Here is a 19,054-nt window from a genome sequence, read left to right as displayed (position 1 = left end):
TATCAAGTATCAAGACAAAAGATGCATAATTTTAAAGAGTTGAAAGTATGGAAAGCAGGCATTGAAGTGACCAAATTAACTTATCAATTAACACGGAATTTTCCTGCTGAAGAACGCTACGGTTTAACATCTCAAATGACACGTGCAGCTGTCTCTATCCCTTCAAATATTGCTGAGGGATGCGGAAGAAAATCTAACAAAGAGCTCCATCAATTTTTGAATATATCTTTAGGTTCGGCATTTGAGTTGGAAACACAAAGTATTATTGCCAAAGAATTCGATTTTTTAAGCGCTGATCAGCTTGCTCAGATTACGCAGTTAATTACCGAAATACAAAAGATGATTTATGGCCTTCAAAAAAGTCTAAAACTATAATTCAAGTCTTGATACTTGATACTACATACTTGATACTAAAATGAAAATAACCGAACATATTGCAAACGCCAACGGCAAAACGCTTTTTTCTTTTGAGCTGATCCCGCCTTTAAAGGGGCAGAGCATCCAGGGGATATATGACGCGATAGATCCGCTGATGGAGTTTAAACCGCCTTTTATAGATGTTACATCGCTGCGTGAGGATTACATTTATAAAGAGCATGATAACGGATTGCTGGAAAAACTGAGCTACCGTAAAAGGCCGGGGACTATTGCCATTTGCGCGGCCATCATGAATAAATATCATGTTGATACTGTACCGCATTTACTGTGTGGCGGTTTTACTAAAGACGAGACGGAGAACGGTTTATTCGACCTGCAGTTTCTGGGGATAGAGAATGTTTTGGTATTGCGGGGTGATGCGCGCCGGGGCGATGCCTCATTCGTGCCGACGCCTAACGGACATAACTATGCTACCGACCTGCTACAGCAAGTGGTGAATATGAATAACGGCATTTACCTGCATGAAACCAGCGAAGAAAATCTGAAGACTAACTTTTGCATCGGCATAGCAGGGTACCCGGAAAAGCATTTTGAGGCGCCAAATATGAAAACCGATTTTAAATACCTGAAAAAAAAGGTAGACATGGGCGCCGGTTTCATTGTCACGCAGATGTTTTTCGACAATCAAAAGTATTTCGATTTTGTAAACAATTGCCGAGCTAATGGTATTAACGTGCCTATTATACCGGGGTTAAAGCCCCTGGCTAACAGCAAACAATTGGTAGGCTTATCGAAAACCTTCCACATTGATATGCCGGAGGACCTGTGCGATGCGGTGCACGGCTGCAAAACCGAAAAAGAGGTTAAAGACGTTGGAATTGAGTGGACGATTAATCAATGTAAAGAACTGATCAAGTTTGGCGCACCGGTATTGCATTTTTACACGATGAGCAACGCCGGCCCAACCAAAAAGATAGCCGAGGCGATATTTTAATAGATATAACCGTCATTTCGAACCAAACTCAGAATCCTGATAGGGAGTGAATAAAAGACAACGGCCTACTGTCATTTCGAACGATAGTGAGAAATCTTGATAGTCAACAAACTTTGACTTTGCGCGACTTCTTTGTAATGCTATCAGGATCCCTCGTCGCTGCGCTTCCCTCGGGATGACAACGGCGGTGCTGTCACTCATGAAATGACAGCTTAATAAACAAAAAAAGGCCGGTCACAATATGCGGCCGGCCCTTTTCATTATAATTTTCTTTAATTTTTCCTTTCGCCTTTTAATTTGCTGGCAGCAACTAAAGCCCTATAAGCGTTAACTACACCACCTGATTTAGAGAGCGTGGTAAAGTCGACCTTTTCGGTTTTGCTGCCCGGTTTTAAAACCATAGTGCCGGTTAAAGGCGTTGCCGATTCCAGGATAACCTGTTTTAATTGTTTAGCGCTCAGGGTAGGATAATACTCCAACACCAAAGCTGCAATACCTGCTGTTATGGGCGATGCAAAGCTTGTACCGTCGGCAGTGTTATACTCGGCATCCATATCAATAGAAGTTACCTTAACGCCGGGTGCAAATACATCTACATTCTTTTTACCGTAATTGCTAAAAGAGCCCGCCAGGTTTTCGTCCTTTTTATCAGCAGATGCGCCCACGCTGATAACGTTATTTGCATCCGTTACCGATCCGTCCTCAAACATATCATTAGGGAACTCGGGTTTTATATCTACATCCTGATTATCATTGCCTGATGCCTGTACCAGTAATACATCTTTCAAGGCTGCGTATTTAAAAGCCTCGTCGACCCAGGCTTTGTGTGGCGATAATTTTTTACCAAAGCTCATGTTGATCACTTTAGCCCCGTTATCTACCGCATAATGGATGGCGTTGGCAATATCTTTATCATACTCATCGCCGTTTGGTACCGCTTTAATTCCCAGCAACCTTACATTATCGGCAATGCCGTTGATGCCGTATTTATTATCGCGAACCGCGCCAATCAAGCCGGCTACGCCTGTACCGTGTGATGCATCGGCAAACTTAAGCAGGTTGTTTCCATAAGGTTTACCATCATTTACATTAGGGTCGTCGCCAACAATACGTTTACGGGCATCCAGGTCTGGCGTAACATCGTTATTTAACTTGGCAAGGTACTCGCTCAGATCTTTAATGATCTTTGCATTATCGGTATCACCGCCGCCTTCCTGCTGAAAGACCGACTGCCAAACATATACACTCCGGTTGGTAGTATCATTAGTGGTTTTAATGCGGCTTAGGTCGCCGGCTTTAAAAGAACCCTCGGCAGGTAATTTAAGCGCCTTTTTAATATAACCGCTGGTCACCATCAGCGCGTTCATCACCGGCTGTAACTGTTGAATTTCGCCGGTTGATTTGGTTACGGTTGCGTCATGTGTTTCTTTAACCTTTAACCAGTAGTCAAATTCTTTTTTATTACCGTTAATTGGTGCGGTTGCATTAACGTATCTGCTTTTTAAGCGGTTAAACTCGCGTACTTCTTCGGTGGTTTCGGTAAAATCGCACTTGCCGCCGGGGCCACCTAAAAAGTCCCAACCGTGCACATCGTCTATATATCCGTTTTTGTCATCGTCAATGCCATTGCCAGGTATTTCCTTACTGTTGGTCCACAAAATAGGTTTAAGATCATTCTGTGCGGTGTCTATCCCGCTATCAATGGTAGCTACAACAACCTGTTTACTTTTTTTGCCCTTAACAAACAGGTAAGCCTGATTCAGGCTTACACCGAAGTAACCATCGGTCTTCAAGTCCATCGTGTGCCAGTTTTTGGGAAGGTCAGTAGGTTTTGGTCCTGTTTGCGCGTTTGAATCGAAGCTTATCAGTAGGGCGCTGCTTAGTAATACGCCCGTGATAGTTCTGCAGATTTTATACATATTTTGATATTCGTGTTTATAGGCATTCGTTCATTGCCGCTATTCCATCAACAGCCTAAATCTTTAAGATTTCAACCGAATTTGATTGTCGGGCCCTTTGTTAAGTATGCAGCAATAAAATGGTTATTTTAAAGGTCAAATTTAATGCCTTGTGCTAAAGGCAACGTTTTAGAATAGTTTATAGTATTGGTTTGGCGCCTCATATATACTTTCCACGCATCTGATCCGCTCTCGCGTCCGCCGCCTGTTTCTTTTTCGCCGCCAAAAGCCCCGCCGATTTCTGCACCCGATGTGCCGATATTAACGTTGGCAATGCCACAATCAGAACCCGCGTACGATAAAAATGTTTCTGCTTCGCGCAGGTTTTGCGTCATGATGGCGGATGATAAGCCCTGTGGTACGCCATTCTGTAATTCTATCGCTTCTTCAATAGTGGTATACCTGATAAGATAAAGAATAGGCGCAAAGGTTTCATGCTGTACTATTTCATAATGGTTCTTCACTTCGGCAATACAGGGCTTTACGTAGCAGCCGGAGGTATAACCTTCGCTATCCAGTTTGCCGCCGGTAACTACAAATGTGCCTCCCTGCGCTTTTACCTTTTCAATGGATTCCAGATAGGCATCTACCGCATCCGTATCTATCAGTGGCCCCATGTGATTAGTTTCATCCAGCGGGTTGCCAATTTTTATTTGCCGGTAAGCGTTTATCAGTTTTTGTTTAAAGGCTTCATAAACACTTTCGTGAATGATGAGCCTGCGGGTGCTGGTACAACGCTGGCCGGCGGTGCCTACAGCGCCAAACACAGCGCCAATTAACGACATATCCAGGTCGGCATGTTCTGTAATGATGATAGCATTATTGCCGCCCAGTTCTAATAAGATTTTACCTAAGCGGGCGCCCACAGCAGCACTCACCGCTTTACCCATACGCGTAGAGCCGGTGGCCGATACTAAAGGTACGCGGGTATCATTAGCCATCAGTTCGCCAATGTTACGGTCGCCAATAACCAGGCAGCTTACGCCCTCGTCGATATGGTTTCGCTTAAAAACTTCCTGCGCAATGTGCTGACATGCAATGGCTGTTAAAGGTGTTTTTTCAGATGGTTTCCAGATGCAAACGTCGCCGCAAACCCAGGCCAGCATGGCATTCCAGCTCCAAACCGCAACCGGAAAATTAAAGGCAGATATGATGCCTACTATACCCAGCGGGTGGTACTGCTCATACATGCGATGTTCGGGCCGCTCGCTGTGCATGGTTAGCCCATATAGCTGGCGACTTAAGCCAACGGCAAAATCGCAAATATCAATCATTTCCTGAACCTCGCCGTAGCCTTCCTGCAGGCTTTTGCCCATCTCGTAAGATACCAGCGTACCCAGTTGTTGTTTATTTTGGCGCAGCGATTCGCCTATTTGTCTTACAATCTCACCTCGTTTTGGTGCCGGGATGGTGCGCCATGTTTTGAACGCTTTTTGGGCGGTTTCAACCACATTGTTGTAGTCGGCACCGGTGGCAATTTTTACGGTAGCTATTCTGTTACCATCTACCGGCGATACAATTTCTTTTACATCGGCACCATTGCTGCTGCCCCATTGGCTGCCGGTACTAAACGCCTCATTAGTGTCGTCAATATGTAAATGATAAAGAATATCTTTAATTGCTAAGCTCATAATAGTTACTTTTGCCAAAGGTAAAAATCTTTAGGGCAAATAAAATCAACTCACCTGCTGCCGGTTAAATTGCTTTTCATTTATTATCAGGCATTTGTATTAACGTTTGTTGATAATGTTTGTATGTTGAAAACTTAATTGCCTTACAGATGCTTACATATTGTAATTTGAACTCATGATTAAACCTTGCCGGTAACCGTCTGTCAAGGTATTAAATGGTGTTCTGCAAATAAACTTGAATGGAAGAAGAATTTGAATTTGGTTTTACCGAAGATCCAAAGTTTTCGGTAGAACGGTACGAAGAGATGATTCGCAATCATGATCAGTACTTTTTTGACGCGCAGGCGTTTGAGAACATCATCGACTACTATATCGAAAAGAACGATCCGGCCAAGGCACTGCAAGTATCTGAATATGCCCGTAATCAGCACCCTTTTGCGGCTGTTTTCCTCATCAAACAAGCCCAGTTACTGGTAGTTACCAATCGCGCTACCGAAGCGTTTGCGGCATTAGATAAAGCTGCTATGTTAGAAGCCAGCGACGCCGATATTTATATTATCCGGGGTAATTTATACGAAAGTATGGAGCGAAATACCGAGGCGCTGGAGAACTACGAAAAAGCCCTCGATCTTGCCGAAGAGACCGACGAAATTTTACTGCACATTGCCTACGTTTATCAAAACATGGGCGATTATGATACCGCTATTACCTACCTTAAGCTTTGCCTTAAACAAAACATGGAAAACCAGGATGCCTTGTATGAACTGGCATTTTGTTATGATGTTTTGGATAACCAGCAGGAGAGTGTGCAGTTTTACCAGGCCTACATTGATAACGAACCTTATAGCTATGCTGCCTGGTACAATTTAGGTAATGCCTATACTAAACTGAGCCTGTTTGAAAAGGCGATTGACGCCTATGATTACGCTATCCTGATCAAAGACAGCTTTGCATCGGCTTACTTTAACAAGGGTAACGCTTTGGTGAACCTGGAAAAATATGCAGAGGCAATTGAGGTTTACCGCCAGACGTTTGAGTACGAGCAGCCTAATGCCGATACTTACTGTGCTATTGGGGAGTGTTACGAAAAACTAGAGCAGATGGACGAGGCCCGTTCCTTCTACAAAAAGTCGGTTAAGATGGATCCTAAACTGGCAGATGCCTGGTTTGGAATTGGCGTAACGCTTGATTTTGAAGAACGATACTTTGAAGCGCTGCATTTTTATAAAAAAGCATTAGACCTGGATATTGCCAATGCCGACTACTGGTTTGCCATTGCCGATGCCGAATATAAGTTAGGGCACCTGTTGGAAGCCGAACGTGCTTACGAAAAAGTGGTAGAACTAAACCCGCTTGATGTTGACGCCTGGTTGGATTATTCGTCAATATTATATGAGCAACAACGCCTGGTTGATGCCATCGAGATCATATCAGATGCGATAAAGAACAATCCGGATGCAGCCGAACTTTATTACCGTATGGTTGCCTATCTGTTTGCAAAAGGCGAGTTTAATGAAGCACTGAGATATTTGGAAATGGCACTGACATCTGATCCGGAGAAACATTTCATCCTGTTTGATTATCTGCCCCAACTGCAGGAAAACAAAGTGATCATAGATATCATCAACAGATATACCAAGTAAATTTTACGACATTAAAATACGAATGTGCAGGTGAAACGATCATCTGCACATTTTTTTTGATAAAGTTTAAGCAGCTGTAAATGCGGCATTGAAATTTGCACATCTGCACTGCATTACCGACCTTTGCCGCAGTAATACTTTTAGTTATAAGCTATAACCTGATATATGAACTACCACATCAATGACCTTCCGGAACGAACAGCCAAGCCACGCAATAGCGGTTTAACCATGGTAATGGATAAAGGCTTAAGCCTGCGACAGGCCGAGGATTTTATTGAAATGGGTGCTGTTTATACCGATGTGATCAAATTAGGTTGGGCAACCTCCTACGTGAGCCCGAATTTAGCTGCCAAATTAAAACTTTATAAAGAAGCCGGATTACCTGTTTATTTCGGCGGGACTTTGTTTGAGGCGATGATCGTACGCGGGCAGTTTGATGACTATTGCCGTATCCTGGATAAATACCAGATGGAATACGCTGAGGTATCTGACGGATCAATCACTATAGAGCATGATGTAAAATGCGAATACATCCGCAAGTTGAGCAAGCAGATCACCGTGATATCAGAAGTAGGATCAAAAGATGTGCAGAAGATCTTTGCACCCTATAAATGGATCGCACTGATGAAAGCCGAGATCGAGGCCGGTTCATGGAAGGTTATTGCCGAAGCCCGTGAAAGTGGTAACGTAGGCATTTACCGTGATTCCGGCGAAGTGCGACAGGGCCTGGTTGATGAGATACTAACACAGATCCCCGAAGAAACCATCATATGGGAAGCACCGCAAAAGGCCCAGCAGGTTTGGTTTATCAAACTGATTGGAGCTAATGTAAGCCTGGGTAATATTGCACCGGCAGATATTATCCCGTTAGAAACATTGCGCCTGGGTATCAGGAGCGATACCTTTGAGCATTTTTTAAAGAAGTAACGGGAACTTTTCTCCGGCCCTTAGCGTATAACTACCTGATTGTGAAAATGCGTAGAAATACGTATTGCATAAAGGCTTTTGACATATTAACTTGCCCATAATTAAAGTTAAACCCCGTACCGGTACCTAAACCAAGCCAATAGAATTTAGCTATGAAGAAAGCCTTGTTCTTTAATAGGAAACACCAATCGTTCGCCAGGCTATGTATCCTGATAGCGCTTGTAGCCATTGTATTTCAAAATTGTAAAAAAGAAATGCATCAAACTGATGCAGCGGTACAATCGCAAAAAGTATCCGCCGCCCGCCTTTGGTACGAAAGCAATTGTAAACCGGCCCCGGCGGGCAGCGATATCCGCGTTGCTGCTATGGGTAATGGCGCAACAGATGGTATTGACCTGAGCCGCATACTTGCACCTCTATGGGATAATGCCCTGGCCTTTGAGCAGGATGGCGAGCAGGTACTGGAGCTGCCGGCAATTAACAAGGCCGGATTAATGCTGATACAGGGGCCAAAAAAGCAAAAGTATGACCTCAAGCACCCGGAAAGTATATCTAAGCTGTTGATCATCAAAAGCAAAACAGGCGATTTCCGTGCTTATGTAATGACGATAACCGTTGATGCAGGATCAACGCCGGACAGCACTAAACTTTCGCTGAATACGTTTAAGCATAAAGAGGCGGATTTCAGCGGTATGATGCTTTTTCATACGCTGCAGGGCAAACTGGTTAGCGGCTATAAATATATAAACGGTGCTGCTACCGGCGTGGTATCGGCGGCACAGCCCCCGGCAACAAGCACACAAACCACTAATAGTATAAAAGAAAATACTTTAGCACCACAGCCTTGCCAGTACGCGGCAACTAACTGGATAACCGCATACTGTACAGATTGGTTCACTAATGGCGAGTATGACGGTAGCAACTGTACTATCAGTTATGACCTTGTAGGCTATGTGCTTATCTGCCCGGATAACGGCCCTATGGTGCAGCTGCCTATACCGGGAGGCGGGGGCGGGGCTACCATAACGCCTACTGACATAGCAGAAGCAATCCCTGAAGCTGATCCAAAACCCAAAATTGATCCAGCATCCTATATAAAGTGTTTTACTGATGGAAAAACAGCAAGCAGTTATAAGTTAACCATATATGTCGATCAGCCAATCCCGGGACACAATGACCAATGGTCTACAGATGTAAATGTTGCAGGCGGAGGAATAAAATTTATAACACCTGGCGGGCAAACATTGAATGTTGGACACACATTTGTAGGGTTTGAAAAAAATAATACCGACGGAACATCAGTAAAACAAGTTATGGGGTTTTATCCGGGCGGGTTAGGAATTTCATCTAAAGCAATCATAAAAGATGATAGCGGACATCCTTACAATGTTAGTTACGCTTTAAATGTAAATGCTGGACAATTCAACGCAGCTCTTGCAAGACTATCTCAGGATAATGCAACATCTAATTATACATTGTCTAATATGATTGGTACAGAACGCAATTGTACAGATGCTGCGATATCTTGGATGACTGTTGCCGGGGCAACTTTACCAAGCCAATCAAGGGGTTCATTCAGTAATACCCCAGGTGATTTTGGACAAGTTTTGAAAAATTTAAGCGGGGCAACAACAACAACGGGGGCAGCACCACAAAGCCATGGACCCTGTAATTAACTATTTATTATGAATAAAATTAAATGGCATATAATACTAATGATGGTGTTATCCCTTATATCAGGCATGCCTTTAGGTAATAGTTGGGAAGCTATCTATAAATACGAGTTTAATGGTGTTATCTTCTCTATTAAAGCGGGAACACTAACTAAAATACAAATAACCGCATGGATACTATTACTAATTTTCCATGCGGGTGTGTTGTGCTTGATTTTATTTACACGCTACAAATATTTTAAAGAATTGTTTATGATTATACCAGCAATATTTATATTTATGTATATGATTGTTGGTGGAGGAATAGCAATCTTTTTAATCCCTTTTGGTATTGTGTGGATTATCACTTTGATTAATTTAAAAAAGTTAATAAACTCTTAACCTCTTGCTATTGCAAGCGTACACCAGCAAGGGTAAGCCCTTACAAAGCACTAATACCATAAAGGTAATATTTTTAAACCATAACCCTGTCAGTCCCTAACTGGTCGAAATATGACTCTACCAACAGGTACCATACGTTCACAGGGACAAAGCCACGCACCTAATAAATCAGGAACATGCCCATGAAAAAGCCAATTATCACTTTAATTGCACTAATTGTTTTTTGCAGCAATTTAGCCACAGCTCAGGATCTGTTTGTTAAACGGAGTTCAACCATTCATGCGTTTATATCCGCTGTTTTTAAGGATAAAAAAGACACCCGTTTTATTATGGACAATTATATGTATATAGCCCCTAATGAAACCATTCCAAAGGAAAAAAAAGAGACAGTAGTAACTGCTATGATTGGTAAGTTAACCGCAAACAGTAAAATACTTGCTTCATCTGATTATAAGATTTTTGAATATGATAACTTTAAAGGGGATAAAAAAATATTCAATACGGATGATTATAGAGATATAATGATACTGTCTATCAAAAATAAGGCTATTGTTTATTTTTACTTCAAACAGGATCGATTGATATCATTTACTTATATCGATAAAGGTTCATTAAGTTTCTTCGTTACTATTTAATTGTCAATGGGGCGTAGGTAAAAGCGGCTGGGGCTCTCGGCAGCGCCGCTGCCGGGAGCAGGTAAAAACCCGCATTGGTCGAAGTAAGCTAAAGCTAAACCTGGACTAATGAGAATTTTAGTTGAAATAATATTAAAAGTTGTTTGACCGAAATGGTAATCCCTGACCGGCGGGCTCTTTCTCCAAACAACCTCCTACCTCATGTGTTGATCTTTTAAATAAAACAACGTTATGAGCACACCAGAAAATAAATTCCCCACACCAGAGCCTACCGGCGACCCAAAAACTAATAATGCCGAACAGGATGTGGTTACCAATACTGAGGAATCGGACAAAGTAGTGAATACTGATGGTGCTAACGGTTCAGTAGCTAATATGGATGGCATTCAGGATACACTGAGCGACTCCGAGCCGTCATCGGCAACAACAGCCGAAACCGCCCGTGCTACTGAAGAAGAAACGGCAGGCGGCGACACAGCTACCGATGAGGATGTTGCAGGCGGCAACCCGGTTATCTGATAGCCTGCACAAATATTTATCAATAATTAAAAAGGCCGCATTTAAGCGGCCTTTTTAACTATTTTTTGTGTGAGAACAGCCACGGCATCAATCCCGGCTCGGCAAACGCATCGTCCCAGCTGTTATGATCGTCATTAGGATAAACGGTGAATTTAGGTTCGGCACCGGCCTGTTGCAACGCTGCCACTACCACTTCTGAATGGGTGAACGGCACCACACTGTCTTTAGCCCCGTGGAAAATCCAGAGAGGCGTTTTTTTGGCGTAGGCTTTAACATTGTTGGTATTATCGCCGCCGCATATAGCAAATGCTGCCGCAAATACATTTGGTTTGCGCCGCAATATTTCAAGGGTACCCATCCCGCCCATAGATAATCCGCCGATATAAACCTGTTTTTTATCTACATAAGGTTTAGCTAAAAACTGGTTAACCAAACCTATTAAAGCACTCATAGCGCGGGTAGGGTCGCCACCTTCAATAAAGTTAAATATGCGCTTGCCGCCGGCGGTATCTATCTTTACGTTGCTCCAGTAGCTATCTTTTGGGCATTGTGGGAAGATGACGATTGCCGGGTAATTCTGCCGGATAGTGTCATTAAGGAACAGCTTGGGCCCGTATTTGATCTGGGCATCATTATCATTACCACGTTCGCCGGCACCATGCAATACAAATATCAGCGGGTACTTCTTTTTCGGATCAAGGTGCTGAGGGAATAGAATGCGGTAGGGCAGCGTATCCTTTTTGCTGATGAAGCTGCCACGGTCAAACGATCCGTTTACCTGTGCCTGTGTTACAAAAGGAAATGCCAGGTGCATTGCACCCAGCATCCCTATTAGCACTAATTTTTTAAGCGTCATGTTGTGTTATCAAGGTTGATGTTTATGGATAACGCAATTTAGCCTTTTTTATGACCTGCCGTTAATTTTTGCTCAGGGCCGGGCTTTTAAAATCCAGTTTTTTTAGTCCGCGCTGAATTTCAGGACAGCTCATAAACAGGTTCCACAACAAGCCCGACCGGTGATTTTCTATCATTACAACAATCGGCCCCTGATCTATTGCCAGGTACGATTTGGCATACCAGTCTTTTGATTCGCTGAAGGCATCAGTAAAGCCGTATTCGCCCCAGATCTTGTCGCCCAGGTCATAGTAGAAATGGCGAAGCGCCTTCATCGAATACTCGGGCGTGTATGGAAATGCGGAAAGTGCGGCGGTTGGTGTTATTACCCCCAAGTCATTTGTAGGCGAGTGTGCGTTGTAACCCTCGTAATTATCACTCGCGGTTAAACCCCAGCAATTTTCGCCATAGCCTTTAAACTTTTTAGGGTTATCTATACAGTACGCCCTGTTAATGAGGGTGTGGTTTTGGTTTTGCTCCCAATAATCTGCATACTTATCTTTAAGTCCTTTCGGGTTTAGGCCCAGGAATGAATATTGGGAAAAGAAAAGCGGGCCACCAAAATCAAAACCCAGGGGCAACTTATAACCATAGAATGATTTACCATTCTTAAAGAAATCGCTTTGTGCCCAGCCACGATCATATATATCGGCACTCACCGGCGAGCGGTCAGACGATTCAGCCAAAATGTAGGTGATCAAGCATTCATTAAATCCGCGGATAGGGAAGTTCATGGCCCAGCCATAGTTAGGGCTCCAGTGCCAGTAAAGGTTGTCGCGCCCATCGCGGGTAAACCATGCCCAGTCCATTTCGCTCCACATCCAGCCTATCATATCGCGGATGCGGCGCTCTTTAGGATCGTCTGCCTTAAAATATTGGCGGGCGCAAAGTAAGCCCTGGAACAGGTAAGCGGTCTCCACAATATCGGCACCGTCATCGCGGCGGCCAAAGCGGATGGTTTTACCGGTAGCACCATTAAGCCAATGCGGGAAAGCGCCGTGATAAGAATCGGCCCGGTATAAAAACTCTACGATTTTTACCATTCTGTCAACCGCCTTATCATGCGGAATAAACTTGCGGTGATCTGCAGCAATCAGTGCCATAATACCAAAACCGGTGCCGCCGGTGGTAACCACTTCGTCGCCATAATCAAAAGATCGGTTGCTGCGCTCACGGGCCATACCACTTACGGGATGCCCAAAATCCCAAAAGTAACGAAAGGTTTGGCGCTGCACCACATCTAACAAAGCGCTGTCATTTAGCCCTTTGATAATTCCTACCGGTTTAATGTAATCGGCGGGGAAGTTGGGTTTAACCGGGTGATTTAATCCTTTTTTTTGCGCCATGCCATAAGCGCTTAACATAATAAGGCAGGCGGATAACAATAGCTTTTTCATTTGTAAAAATCAGTTTTTCAGAAAAAAGATTGTCCGGCCCGGTAGGGGACGGACAATCTTAAATTTTCGGTCAAAATTAGTTCTTTTCAGAATCAATAACCCGGGTTTTGTTTTAATCGTCCCCCGCTTAAATCAATTTGTGTTTGCGGGATAGGGAACAGTGCATTCCTGGCAGACCATGTTTTACCATGTGCTGCAAACGCTGCTGCTGCGCGGCCCGGCTGTACGGCATCCTGGCGAACGATGTCGAAGAAGCGGTCGTGTTCTTCGGCCATTTCAACGCGGCGTTCATGCCAAACGTTTTGCAAGGTAGGTGCAACCGGTGTAAGTTTGGCGCGTACCCTAACGGCGGTTAAAGCAGTGTTTGCCGCACCGGTATTGCCAATCTGGATAGCTGCTTCGGCGTTGATCAATAAAATATCTGCGTAGCGTAATACGCGTACCTGTTTTGGCAACCTGTCGGTATTGCCGCCGCAATTGTCTTCGGCACTGCGGCTATGGTACGCTTTATAGCTGTAGGTAGGATTTTCTACCGAGTCGCGGCTTGGTATGCGGAAACCGTCAAACAAGCGGGTACCGTTTGGTAAGATGGTTATAATGGTACCTGCTTTGCGCACATCATTTGGCTCGTATTCGTTAATTAAACTTTGCGATGGGTTGTTAAAGCCAAAGCCAAGATCTGACCAGCCAAACTTACCACCTGCGCGCGGGCCTTGCGATACGGTATACAGATTGATACCGGCGGAGCAGTTTTTGTTGATGCCCGCCTGGATCTCAAATATCGATTCGGCGTTGTTGTTGCCGCCGTCGCCGCCTACAGCGCGCTGGCGCCATATTAGCGAGTAATCGTTAACCAAAGAATATTTACCGCTGGTAATTACCGCGTTAGATAGTTCAAAAGCTTTCTGGTAATTTTTCATATAAAGGTAAACCTTAGCCTCTAATGCTTGTGCGGCAGTTTTGGTTGCACGGCCTACATCTGTAGCACCTTTATCCGGCAGGTTACTTGCTGCAAAATCAAGATCGCCGATAATGAAGTTATAGATTTGCTCGGCAGTTGCCCGTGTTTGATATTTATCGTCATTAGCTTCGGCAGGCAAAGGTACTTTGTCCAGTAAGGGCACCCCGCCATACAAACGTACCAGGTTAAAGTAAAAGTAAGCCCTTAAAAATCTTGCCTCACCAATCAGTGCATTTTTAGTTGCCGCGTCAAACTGGGCCGCGTTCAGCTTATCCAGTGCCTGGTTAGCGCGTGCAATGCCCTGGTAATGACCCGTCCAAACGTTATTTACCACGCCGTTTGTAGCAGAAGTGGTAAGGTTATCGATTTGCAAAGCGTCGCCGTAATCGGTTGGCGAGCTGCCTTTATCGGCATCATCCGATGCGATATCAGACATGATCACAAACTGAAAGCTTTCGATATCCGGATCGAAACCACCAATGTAAAATACATTGTATATCCCGGTAACCAGGTTTTTAGCCTGTGCAGGGTCGTTAGCAATCTGATCCTGCGTTATCTGTCCCTGGGGTTGTACATCCAGGTAGTTTTTGCATGCACTAAATGTGCTTGCTATAACTGCCGCGCAGATAAACAGCAGTGTTGAATGTTTTTTATATATCTTTTTCATGATTCAATAGCGTTAAAATTGAACATTTACACCAAATGCAAAAGTGCGTGTTACAGGGTAGTTGGTAGCATCTATACCGGCCGATAGGATATCGGTATTGAATAACTCTGGTGATGAACCGCTATAACGCTTTGCTGTAAATAGGTTTTGCGAGGTTAAAAACATCCGGAATTTAGCAATGCCCACACGTGTAAGCAAAGCCTTTGGCAGGGTATAACCTAATGTTAAGTTGTTTAACCTTAAAAATGCACCCGACTCAATAAAGTAAGTAGATGGCGGTGTGCTTTGTGATATCACGTCAGGGTCTGTTGATGATGGCCTTGCAGTGGTAAATCGGGCATCGGCATAGGCAGCCTCGATGTTATCATTGGCAGTACCTCTTGAATTCTTTTTGCCATTATAAATCTTGTTGCCCCAGTTGCCGTAAAAATCAGCGCTGATATCAAATGCGTAGTAATTAATGCCAAAATTAAAGCCACCAAAATATTTAGGCTGATAAGAGCCGGCATAAATACGGTCATTAGCATCGATCTTATTATCTCCGTTTACATCCTGGTACCTTAAACCGCCTACGTGGTTAGCCTCGTAAGTGTTTGTTGGCGCACCGTTAAGCTCGGCAGCGTTTTGGAACACGCCGATAGCGTTAAGTACGTAATAGCTGGCAATTGGCTGGCCATTATCTGTACGGGTAATGGTTTGGCCGTTTGCCCCGCCGGCGTTAAGCGCCTGGCCGCCGTTAAGACCGGTAATAGTGTTTTTATTGTAACTGATGTTCGCACCAATATTGTAAGATAAATGATCATTGATGTTATCACGCCAGCGTAAGCCAAACTCCACACCACGGTTACGGTACGATGCCGCATTGGTAATAAAGCGGTTGTCCGGGTCGCCCAATATACCCGGAAGCGTTACGTAGGTTAACGCGTCGCTTACCTTTTTGTCGTAGTAATCAAACTCGCCGCTTAAACGGTTATTTAAAAAGCCGAAATCTAAACCAATATCCAGCTGTTTGGTTGTTTCCCATTTAAGGTTGGTGTTTTTAATATCCTGTATAATGGTACCGTTTGCCAGGGTGCCGTTATTGAAATAATAAGGTTGGTAAGGCAAGCCCGTTACGATAAATAACGATGGGTCAATATTATCATTTCCTAACTCGCCATAGCTGGCACGGAGTTTCAAATTATCAAAAATGCCGCCTTTAACGAAACTTTCTTCTGAAATGGCCCAGCCGGCACCTATTGTGTAAAAGGTTGCATATTTTTCGCTGAATTTAGAACTGCCATCCCGGCGGATAGAGGCTGATAACAGGTACTTGCTCGCATAATCGTAATTAATACGGCCAATGTACGACTGGCGTGTAAACAACGATCCGTTGTTATTATTAGATGCGTTAAGATCAGGGTTACCCAGATCCAGGAACCATTGATCCTGATTGGCAGGGACATCTATACGCGTTCCATTAATAAAGTTTGAGCGGGCTTTTTCTGTAACCACACCTCCTAACACAGTAAAGTGGTGCTTGTCGTAAGTCCTGTCGAAGGTTACGGTGTTATCCCACTGGTATTGGTACGAGTTATCGTTTTGTACAAATAAAGAGCTGTTGGTTTGGCGTTGGTTACCACCTCCCACAGTAAAGGTGTTACCGTCTGCCTCGAACTGATAGCTATAATTTTTTTGATTATTGAAACGTGCATCCAGGTTAAAGGCAGAGTGGAAGGTTAGCCATTTTACAGGGTTATAATCTAACGCTACGTTACCTTGCACACGGTTGTTTAAAGTAAACCTGTTCGATTTATCTAATTGCAATAATGGGTTGCCCACGTTGCTCCATGCAGATGTATTACCATATTTGCCATTGATAATTGATGGGATGATTGGTGCCGCACGGTACACGTTGCCATAAATGGCACCGATATCAACACCCTGTTCCGCACCACGGGTTAGCGATAACTGATCGCTGAAGCGTAATTTGTCGGAAATTTTTACATCATTATTTGCGCGTAAAGAGAACCGCTGGAAGTTGTTGGTTTTGATAACACCGTTTTCATCGTAATAGTTAGCGCTGATAAAGTAAGTACTTTTGTCGCCGCCACCTGCTATCGACACATTGTGATTGGTGTAAAACCCTTTGCGGGATATTGCATCTGCCCAGTTAGTAGTACCCGGAATGGTCAATGGTGATTTGTCGTCACTGGCAATTTTAGTTGGGCTGGCAACGCTCAGATAATCTACATATTGCTGCCTGTTTGCTAACTGGATCTGGCTGGCGATTTCACGGAAACCAACATTGGCATCATAGCTAACAACTGCCGGGCCGCTTTTGCCTTTTTTGGTAGTAATGATCACCACACCGTTTGCACCACGCACACCGTAAATAGCCGCAGATGCATCTTTTAAAACGTCAAGGCTAACAATGTCGGCATTATTAATATTACGGATATCGTCTGTAAGCACACCATCAACCACATAAAGTGGGTTAGCACCTGCCAGTACAGATCCTGTACCACGAATACGCAGTATAGGTGCCGAGTTAGGCTGGCCTGATGATAATACCTGCACACCGGCAACTTTACCCTGTAAGGCTTGTGTTGGTGTTTGTACTGGTTGTTTACTAAGTTGATCGCCATTTACGCTGGCGACAGAGCCGGTGACATCGCGTTTGCGTTGTGTGCCATAGCCCACCACAACAACTGTTTTCAATTCATTAGCTTCGCCTTTTAGCAAAACGTTTAAAGTGGTTTGGCCATTAACCGGTACAAACTGACTGGTATAGCCAATGTAACTAAATGTTAAGGTTGCGTTTGATGGTACCGAAATTGAATAGGCGCCATTAACATCGGTTTGGACACCATTTGCTGTCCCTTTTATACCCACACTAACGCCAATAAGGCTTTCGCCGGTAGCAGCATCAGTAACTTTACCTTTTAGGGTAACGTTTTGCGCTAAAGCAGCGGTGGTAAAAAAGAATAACAAAAGCATCAACCCTGAGATTGTAGAGATTCTCTTCATAGTGGTTAAATGTTAAGTAGTACTTAGATAAAAATAAAAATGTAGCGCCGGTAGGAGTATTGATTTATATTACTGTTCCCGGCATTGATATGAAGGGTAGAACGCAATTGCCTTTAAAAAGTTTTGTAAAATGATGCAAAAACCGCGTTCTGAGGGTGTAAAGGGTACATTACGCCTTTTTAAACTTCTTTAAAAAGCCGTAATATTTTCAATGAAGTTGCTTGGCCACTGCCGTAATTATAAATTGATTGCTTGTTGTTAAGAAATCGGTAATCAATTTAGCAACGTGAACTTGAAAGGAAATTTAAGATTTTTTTATTCGGCTAATGAAACAACACCTTTTTTAGCGGTATTAACAGGCTGCGGTGTCTTTACATAATAGCCGGTGCCATCATAAACCCGTTTACGTGGGTGTGCCTGGCAGGCATCAGTACAGCAACCTTCCATTTTGGTGCCGCAATCATCGCACTGTGTAAAGTGTTCGTTGCATTCCGGGTTAGCGCAGTTGATCATTTTAGGCGTAACGTTACCGCAATTGCGGCAAGTAGATATCACTACCGGGTTAACGCTGTTCACATCAACGGAAAGGCGATTGTCAAATACATAGCACTTGCCTTCAAAATCTTCGCCGCCTGTTTCCTTACCGTATTTGATGATGCCGCCATGCAGCTGATAAACATCGCTAAAACCTTCATGCAGGAGCAGTGCAGAAGCCTTTTCGCATTTGATGCCACCGGTACAATACGTCAGGATCTTTTTGTCTTTGTATTGTGCCAGTTCGTTGATCATTGCCGGGAAATCGCGAAAGTTTTCAATGTCAAGCGTAACAGCGTTTTTGAATTTGCCTAAAGAGTGCTCATAGTTAGAACGCACATCCAATATCACTACATCATTGCGGTCTTTCATTGCTAAAAACTCTTTGGGCTCCAAATGCTTGCCAGTTTGCTTTTGCGGGTTGATCATATTAGGATCGCGCAGGCCCGAATGTACAATCTCTGACTTATAGCGGCAGTGCATCTTTACAAACGACGGCTCGGCAACTTCGTCTATCTTAAAATCGATGCCGGCAAAGCGCTCGTCGGCATGTACCGTATCCATGTAGGTTTTGCATGCTTCGGCTGTGCCCGATACGGTTCCGTTAAGGCCCTCGTCAGCTACGATGATACGCCCGGTTAACCCAAGGGATTTACAAAATTTGAGGTGATCGGCAGCAAACTGCTCGCCATCGGCTATAGTTGCATAACAATAGTAAAGGAGTGTGTTGTATATCGTCATAACATCATTGATACCGCTGCAAACGGTGTTAAATGAAGCGCAAAGATAAGGTTTAGAGTTTAAAGTATAAAGTTGAAAGTGTAAAGTTAAGATATGGGTAAACTTTCAACCT

Annotated in this window: 15 protein-coding genes; 8 read left to right on the top strand and 7 right to left on the bottom strand. The window is 43.8% G+C overall.

Features of this window, described 5'->3' with window-relative positions; translation table 11 throughout:
- Nucleotides 1-21 precede the first annotated feature (21 nt).
- Nucleotides 22-375: a four helix bundle protein gene (locus tag ACE5CV_RS03355; protein ID WP_374948742.1), complete on the top strand. Its 354-nt coding sequence runs from the start codon at nucleotides 22-24 to the stop codon at nucleotides 373-375.
- 40 nt (nucleotides 376-415) lie between these two features.
- Complete coding sequence (gene metF, locus ACE5CV_RS03350) at nucleotides 416-1,372, top strand: methylenetetrahydrofolate reductase [NAD(P)H] (RefSeq protein WP_374948741.1); 957 nt, start codon at nucleotides 416-418, stop codon at nucleotides 1,370-1,372.
- Between the two features lie 272 nt (nucleotides 1,373-1,644).
- Here metF and ACE5CV_RS03345 read toward each other — a convergent pair whose 3' ends face one another.
- Both ACE5CV_RS03345 and ACE5CV_RS03340 read right to left on the bottom strand, forming a co-directional pair.
- Nucleotides 1,645-3,291, bottom strand: coding sequence for a S8 family serine peptidase (locus ACE5CV_RS03345; RefSeq protein WP_374948740.1), 1,647 nt, complete (start codon nucleotides 3,289-3,291; stop codon nucleotides 1,645-1,647).
- A 128-nt stretch (nucleotides 3,292-3,419) separates the two neighbouring features.
- The gene (locus ACE5CV_RS03340; protein ID WP_374948739.1) at nucleotides 3,420-4,961 is read right to left on the bottom strand and encodes an aldehyde dehydrogenase family protein; all 1,542 of its coding nucleotides are present in this window, start codon (nucleotides 4,959-4,961) and stop codon (nucleotides 3,420-3,422) included.
- A gap of 239 nt (nucleotides 4,962-5,200) precedes the next feature.
- Here ACE5CV_RS03340 and ACE5CV_RS03335 point away from each other — a divergent pair, with 239 nt between their 5' ends.
- From ACE5CV_RS03335 to ACE5CV_RS03310, 6 genes are all read left to right on the top strand, one after another.
- On the top strand, nucleotides 5,201-6,604 hold the full coding sequence (locus ACE5CV_RS03335; RefSeq protein ID WP_374948738.1) for a tetratricopeptide repeat protein: 1,404 nt from the start codon (nucleotides 5,201-5,203) through the stop codon (nucleotides 6,602-6,604).
- A gap of 165 nt (nucleotides 6,605-6,769) precedes the next feature.
- Entirely contained in the window at nucleotides 6,770-7,531 is a 762-nt protein-coding gene (locus tag ACE5CV_RS03330) for a phosphosulfolactate synthase (RefSeq protein WP_374948737.1), read from the top strand.
- Between the two features lie 152 nt (nucleotides 7,532-7,683).
- The gene (locus tag ACE5CV_RS03325; protein WP_374948736.1) at nucleotides 7,684-9,207 is read left to right on the top strand and encodes a hypothetical protein; all 1,524 of its coding nucleotides are present in this window, start codon (nucleotides 7,684-7,686) and stop codon (nucleotides 9,205-9,207) included.
- 9 nt (nucleotides 9,208-9,216) lie between these two features.
- On the top strand, nucleotides 9,217-9,585 hold the full coding sequence (locus tag ACE5CV_RS03320; RefSeq protein WP_374948735.1) for a hypothetical protein: 369 nt from the start codon (nucleotides 9,217-9,219) through the stop codon (nucleotides 9,583-9,585).
- A 182-nt stretch (nucleotides 9,586-9,767) separates the two neighbouring features.
- Entirely contained in the window at nucleotides 9,768-10,220 is a 453-nt protein-coding gene (locus ACE5CV_RS03315) for a hypothetical protein (protein ID WP_374948734.1), read from the top strand.
- A gap of 231 nt (nucleotides 10,221-10,451) precedes the next feature.
- Nucleotides 10,452-10,739 carry a hypothetical protein gene (locus tag ACE5CV_RS03310; protein ID WP_374948733.1) on the top strand — a complete coding sequence of 96 codons (288 nt, stop codon included), beginning with the start codon at nucleotides 10,452-10,454 and terminating at the stop codon, nucleotides 10,737-10,739.
- A 58-nt stretch (nucleotides 10,740-10,797) separates the two neighbouring features.
- Here the strand turns inward: ACE5CV_RS03310 and ACE5CV_RS03305 are convergent, their stop codons facing one another.
- The 5 genes from ACE5CV_RS03305 to ACE5CV_RS03285 form a co-directional block, all read right to left on the bottom strand.
- Complete coding sequence (locus ACE5CV_RS03305) at nucleotides 10,798-11,595, bottom strand: prolyl oligopeptidase family serine peptidase (RefSeq protein ID WP_374948732.1); 798 nt, start codon at nucleotides 11,593-11,595, stop codon at nucleotides 10,798-10,800.
- A gap of 61 nt (nucleotides 11,596-11,656) precedes the next feature.
- Nucleotides 11,657-13,030 (bottom strand): glucoamylase family protein, encoded by a 1,374-nt coding sequence (locus tag ACE5CV_RS03300; protein ID WP_374948731.1) that lies wholly within the window; start codon nucleotides 13,028-13,030, stop codon nucleotides 11,657-11,659.
- Between the two features lie 92 nt (nucleotides 13,031-13,122).
- A complete protein-coding gene (locus tag ACE5CV_RS03295) occupies nucleotides 13,123-14,658 on the bottom strand; it encodes a RagB/SusD family nutrient uptake outer membrane protein (RefSeq protein WP_374948730.1) in 1,536 nt (511 codons plus the stop codon).
- A gap of 12 nt (nucleotides 14,659-14,670) precedes the next feature.
- Entirely contained in the window at nucleotides 14,671-17,667 is a 2,997-nt protein-coding gene (locus tag ACE5CV_RS03290) for a SusC/RagA family TonB-linked outer membrane protein (protein ID WP_374948729.1), read from the bottom strand.
- 315 nt (nucleotides 17,668-17,982) lie between these two features.
- Nucleotides 17,983-18,942 (bottom strand): rhodanese-related sulfurtransferase, encoded by a 960-nt coding sequence (locus ACE5CV_RS03285; protein WP_374948728.1) that lies wholly within the window; start codon nucleotides 18,940-18,942, stop codon nucleotides 17,983-17,985.
- Nucleotides 18,943-19,054 lie beyond the last annotated feature (112 nt).

The organism is Mucilaginibacter sp., assembly GCF_964263795.1.
Lineage (GTDB): Bacteria > Bacteroidota > Bacteroidia > Sphingobacteriales > Sphingobacteriaceae > Mucilaginibacter.
This window is presented reverse-complemented; position numbering and strand designations above follow the sequence as displayed.

Excerpts from the sequence above, each read along its gene's own strand:
- ACE5CV_RS03355 (WP_374948742.1), top strand. The coding sequence starts at position 22 with ATGCATAATTTTAAAGAGTTGAAAGTATGGAAAGCAGGCATTGAAGTG.
- metF (WP_374948741.1), top strand. The coding sequence starts at position 416 with ATGAAAATAACCGAACATATTGCAAACGCCAACGGCAAAACGCTTTTT.
- ACE5CV_RS03345 (WP_374948740.1), bottom strand. The coding sequence starts at position 3,291 with ATGTATAAAATCTGCAGAACTATCACGGGCGTATTACTAAGCAGCGCC.
- ACE5CV_RS03340 (WP_374948739.1), bottom strand. The coding sequence starts at position 4,961 with ATGAGCTTAGCAATTAAAGATATTCTTTATCATTTACATATTGACGAC.
- ACE5CV_RS03335 (WP_374948738.1), top strand. The coding sequence starts at position 5,201 with ATGGAAGAAGAATTTGAATTTGGTTTTACCGAAGATCCAAAGTTTTCG.
- ACE5CV_RS03330 (WP_374948737.1), top strand. The coding sequence starts at position 6,770 with ATGAACTACCACATCAATGACCTTCCGGAACGAACAGCCAAGCCACGC.
- ACE5CV_RS03325 (WP_374948736.1), top strand. The coding sequence starts at position 7,684 with ATGAAGAAAGCCTTGTTCTTTAATAGGAAACACCAATCGTTCGCCAGG.
- ACE5CV_RS03320 (WP_374948735.1), top strand. The coding sequence starts at position 9,217 with ATGAATAAAATTAAATGGCATATAATACTAATGATGGTGTTATCCCTT.
- ACE5CV_RS03315 (WP_374948734.1), top strand. The coding sequence starts at position 9,768 with ATGAAAAAGCCAATTATCACTTTAATTGCACTAATTGTTTTTTGCAGC.
- ACE5CV_RS03310 (WP_374948733.1), top strand. The coding sequence starts at position 10,452 with ATGAGCACACCAGAAAATAAATTCCCCACACCAGAGCCTACCGGCGAC.
- ACE5CV_RS03305 (WP_374948732.1), bottom strand. The coding sequence starts at position 11,595 with ATGACGCTTAAAAAATTAGTGCTAATAGGGATGCTGGGTGCAATGCAC.
- ACE5CV_RS03300 (WP_374948731.1), bottom strand. The coding sequence starts at position 13,030 with ATGAAAAAGCTATTGTTATCCGCCTGCCTTATTATGTTAAGCGCTTAT.
- ACE5CV_RS03295 (WP_374948730.1), bottom strand. The coding sequence starts at position 14,658 with ATGAAAAAGATATATAAAAAACATTCAACACTGCTGTTTATCTGCGCG.
- ACE5CV_RS03290 (WP_374948729.1), bottom strand. The coding sequence starts at position 17,667 with ATGAAGAGAATCTCTACAATCTCAGGGTTGATGCTTTTGTTATTCTTT.
- ACE5CV_RS03285 (WP_374948728.1), bottom strand. The coding sequence starts at position 18,942 with ATGACGATATACAACACACTCCTTTACTATTGTTATGCAACTATAGCC.